Source organism: Paenibacillus sp. B1-35, assembly GCF_050474385.1.
GTDB lineage: Bacteria > Bacillota > Bacilli > Paenibacillales > Paenibacillaceae > Paenibacillus_B > Paenibacillus_B alvei.
In genome coordinates this window covers 1-5127 of the sequence record NZ_JBCHVJ010000018.1, presented here as the reverse complement: position 1 = coordinate 5127, position 5127 = coordinate 1, and the positions used below count along the sequence as shown (strand labels likewise).

Below are 5127 nucleotides of genomic sequence, written 5' to 3'. Positions count from 1 at the left end.
ATATGCACCATATCATTTCCGACGGTACCTCCATGAACATTTTGGTGCAGGAATTGACGAAGCTGTATGCGGGAGAAGAATTGGAACCGCTGCGGCTGCAGTACAAAGATTATGCGCTCTGGCAGCAAGGTTACCGGCAAAGTGCAGCCTACCGGAAGATGGAAAGCTACTGGCTGAGCCAGTTTGCAGGCGAGCTGCCGGTGCTGAGCCTGCCGACGGATGCTCCGCGACCGGCGGTGCGCAGCTTCGAGGGGGATCGGGTGGACTTCGAGCTGGACAGCGTGCTGGCCGAAGCGGTCAGAGAGCTGGCCCGGGAAAACGGCGCGACCGTGTACATGGTGCTGCTGGCCGCGTACAGCGCCCTGCTGGGGCGGTTAAGCGGTCAAGAAGAACTGATCGTTGGAACATCGATCGCCGGACGTTCCCATGCGGACCTGCAAGGGATGCTGGGGATGTTTGTCAACACGCTGGCGCTGCGGATGACCCCGTCCGGAGAAAAGCCGTTCTCCGCTTACTTGCAGGAAGTGAAGCAGACGGCGCTAGGCGCACTGGAGCATGGAGACTACCCGTTCGAGGAACTGGTGGAGCAGGTGGTGAAGCAGCGGGATATGAGCCGCAATCCTTTGTTCGATGCCATGCTGGTGCTGCAAAACACCGAGCAGGCCGAATTGGAGCTGGCGGGCCTGCAATGGACGCCGTATCCGATAGAGAGCGGAGCAGCGAAATTCGACTTGACGCTGTCGGTCAGCGAGCACGAGCAGGGGATGCGATGCACATTGGAATATGCGTCAAAACTGTTCGAACGGACGACGATCGAGCGCTGGGCGGGTCACTTCACCGAGCTGCTGCGCCAAGCGGTTCGTCATCCGCAGGCGATGCTGGGAAGCATCGAGGTGCTGACGGCCGACGAGCGGGAAGAGTTGCTGGTGACATTCAACGATACGGCGGTTGAGCTGCCGGCGGAAGCAACGGTGCATGCGCTATTCGAACAGCAGGCTGCGCGGATGCCGGAGCAACCGGCGATCGTAAGCGGAGAGGCAGTATGGACGTACGGCGAGCTGGAAGCGCGAGCCAACCGCATCGCCGGCTGGCTGCATGCGCACGGGGTGAGAAGCGAAGAACGCGTCGGCGTGCTGCTCAGCCGTTCTCCGCAACTAATTGCCGGTCTGCTGGGCGTGCTGAAAGCCGGCGCTGCCTATGTGCCGCTAGATCCGGCGCTGCCGGCAGCGCGCATCGAGGGAATGATTCAGGATGCCGGTATCCGTATCCTGCTGAGCGAAGGGGCGCAGACGGAAACGGTGGCGGACTGGAAAGAAACACCGCTGCGGCATGTCCTGTGCTTGGATGAGGAACGTTCCGCTGTTACGGAAATAGCTGCTGCGGTTTTCGAAGAGAAGAAGGAACGCTTAGCCGCCACGGAAGCCGAAGGGCAGGAAAATTGTTCCGCCATGGTGAGGTTCGCCTCCGCGGAAGAATTGGAAGCCTATTCGCCGGTATCCACGGGATCAACGGATGTACAGTCGAATGTACCGACAACGCCGATGAACAGCGCGTATGTGATCTACACGTCGGGCACCACCGGCAAGCCGAAAGGCGTGGTGGTGGAGCACCGGAACGTCGTGAACTTTATCGCGGGGATGGTGCGCTCGCTGCCGTTTGCGCCATCTGCGTCGATCCTCTCGGTCACCACGGTGTCCTTCGACATTTTCGTGACCGAGAGCTGGGTACCGCTAAGCTGCGGGATGCAGATCGTTCTCGCGAGCGAAGCGGAGCTTCAGGACCCTGCGCTGCTGGGCGATTTGCTGGCGGAGCATCCGGTACAGCTAATGCAGACGACGCCTTCGAGACTGTCAATGATGCTGGAGCAGGAGCACAGCGCGGCGCAGCTGCGCCGTATACCAGCCCTGTTGATCGGCGGCGAGCCGCTGCCCGCGGCGCTGCTGAAGCAGCTTCGGGAGCAAACGAATGCGTCGCTGTACAATATGTACGGCCCGACGGAAACGACGGTGTGGTCTACGTTTGAACATCTAGAAGATAGCGAAGGAGAAAAAGTCAGCATCGGTCGTCCGCTGGCGAACACGCAGGCGTACGTGATGAACGCAGCGCTGCAGCTGCAGCCGATCGGAGCCGTAGGCGAACTGTGCCTCGGAGGCGCCGGGGTCGCCCGCGGATACTGGGCGCGCGAAGAGCTAACCAGGGAGAAGTTTGTGAGCAACCCATTCGAACCAGGTACGCGGATGTACCGGACGGGCGATTTGGCCCGCTGGCTGCCGGATGGCCGATTGGAGCATTTGGGCCGGATCGATCATCAGGTGAAGATCCGCGGGTACCGGATCGAACCGGGCGAGATCGAAGCGCATCTGCTGCGAGTTGAAGGCGTCAAGGAAGCGGTCGTGACCGTTGCTGCCGGGGAAACGCAGGAACTGTGCGCCTATGTAACGGGCAGCGGTGAGCTCACGGCGCAGGCGATGCGGAGTAAGTTGTCGGCGGGCCTTCCGTCTTATATGATCCCCTCGCACTTCATTCGCTTGGAGAAGATGCCGCTCACGCCAAACGGGAAGCTGAACCGCAAGGCACTGCCAGCGCCGGAAGGGGCGCTGAGTACGGGAACGGAGTATGCAGCGCCGCGCACGACGACGGAAGCGAAGCTGGCGCAGCTATGGCAAGAGGTGCTGGGGCTAGAACGTGTCGGCATTCATGATAACTTCTTTGACATCGGGGGTCATTCGCTCCGAGCAATGACGCTTATAAGCAGAGTAAACAAGGAAATGAGCGTGAGCCTGCCCCTAAGAAATGTGTTCTTTTATCCGACAGTCGAAGAGATGGCGCAGGCGATCTCTAAGCTGGAGCGGCTGGAATATGCCGTCATTCCGCAGGCCGAAGCAAGGAATGACTACCCGGTGTCCTCGGCGCAGAAACGGATGTACATTTTGCAGCAGTTTGAAGGTGCAGAACTAAGCTATAGCATGCCTGCAGCCTTGTTATTCAATGGACGTGTGGACTTTGCCCGATTGGAACAGGCTTGCCGGGAACTTATCGCTCGCCACGAGGTGCTGCGAACCGGGTTTGATGTGGTGGACGGCGAGCCTGTTCAACGAATTAGCGCTGAGGTTGCGTTCGATTTGCTTTATCGGGAAGCGGGGGACAGGAGAGCGGAAGACCTCATTAGGGAGTTTATTCGTCCTTTCGATCTGAGCCAGGCACCGCTGTTGCGCGTTCAGTTGACCAAGCTGACCGATACGCAGCATCTGCTCCTGTTTGACATGCATCATATTATTTCCGACGGAACTTCCATGGGCATTTTGATTGAAGAGGTGACACGGCTGTATGCCGGCGATCGTCTCGAGCCCGTATCGCTTCATTATAAGGATTATGCCGTCTGGCTGGCGGCAAACCGTCATTCGAATACGTATGTTCAACAAAAAGAGTACTGGCTGCAGCAGCTTGGCGGCGAGCTTCCGGTTCTACAGCTGCCATCCGATTTCGCCCGTCCGTCGATCCAAAGCTTTGCGGGCAGCCGACTGGATTTCACGATCGATGCGGAATTGACTGCCAGCATCAGGCAGCTGGCGCAAGACACGGGGACCACGTTATTCATGGTGCTGCTCGCCGCTTACAGTATGTTCTTGGGCAAACTGGCAGGTCAGGACGAAATTATTGTGGGAACGCCGATTGCTGGCCGGCCGCATGCCGACCTGTCCGGCATGCTCGGCATGTTCGTCAACACCTTAGCCATTCGCTCGATGCCTTCTGCTGACAAAACATTCCGAAGCTATTTGGAAGAAATGAAACAACTGGCTTTAACGGCGTTTGAGCATGCGGAGTACCCGTTTGAAGAACTGGTGGAGCACGTCGTACGGCATCGGGATGTGAGCCGCAATCCGATTTTCGATGCGATGTTTGTGTTGCAAAATATGAACCGGTCTGAACTGCAGATGGCCGATGTCGACATCGTACCCTACGAGTTGGAAAACCCGACATCGAAATTCGACTTGTCGTTATTTATCCACGAGGCGGGAGAGGAACTGCACGGTAGCATGGAGTACGCGACAGCGCTCTTCAAAGCCGATACGATCTCACGGTGGAAAAATCATTTCATCACGCTGCTGCAGCATACGGCCGCTGACCCGGATGTCACCCTTGGCAAAGCGAGCTTGCTAAACGAACAGGACCGAATGACGCTCCAAGGCTGGATGGACGGACCTGTACAGAAAATGCCGGATGCCTCGGTGCATCAGTTGTTCCGCAAGCAGGCGAAGGCAACACCGGAAGCTGTTGCGGTCGTATGTGCCGATACAAGGCTTACGTACGAAGAACTGGATCGGTTGTCGGATCGCCTGGCTGCTGCCTTGCGCCTGAAACAGATTGGCAGCGGCCGTATTGTCGGGCTGATGGCGGGACGTTCCGCCCACATGATGATTGGTTTGCTGGGCATTTTGAAAGCAGGCGCGGCTTTCCTTCCGGTCGACCCTTCCTATCCGGCGGAACGCATAGCGTACATGCTGGACGATTCGAAAGTGGCATGCCTGCTGTCGGATGCCCCTTCCGCTTCAACGAGAGAAGGTCTTGGATACGGCGGTAAGACGTTCATCATCGAAGAGCTTCTTGCGGCAAGCGAGCAAAGTGCGTGGAGCCGTGATAGCTCTAATAACTCTAATAGCCCGGATAGCTCCTACGAGCCGGATAACGAAAGCAGCCGATTGCTCTACGTTATCTATACGTCAGGTACGACCGGGAAGCCGAAAGGCGTCATGTTGGAGCATGGCAACCTCGTGAACTTGATCATGCACCAATACGAGTGTACGTCCATTCCATTTGACAAGCAGGTGCTGCAGTATGCGTCGTACAGCTTTGATGTGAGCTATCAAGAAATCTTTTCTACCTTGCTGGCGGGCGGAACCCTGCATGTCGTCGAGGAGGACATGCGTCAAAATCCGACTGCGTTATTCCGTTATGTAGAGGAACGAGGCATTCCAACCTTGCTGCTGCCGTCGTCGTTTGTCAAATTCGTTTGGAACGATCCGGCCTACGAAGCGAGTTGGCCAACGTGCGTGCAGCATCTGATTACGGCCGGAGAGGCGCTGATTGTCGGTCCGGAGCTGCAGCGCTACTTGCAGGAGCAGGGCG

1 protein-coding gene is annotated in these 5127 nt (G+C 57.6%); it reads left to right on the top strand.

Annotated features, from left to right (window positions below; all coding sequences use genetic code 11):
* Positions 1-2 precede the first annotated feature (2 nt).
* Positions 3-5127 (top strand): amino acid adenylation domain-containing protein (locus ACQ5BJ_RS26225; protein ID WP_430113429.1); only part of this gene is annotated, 5125 nt, incomplete at its 3' end.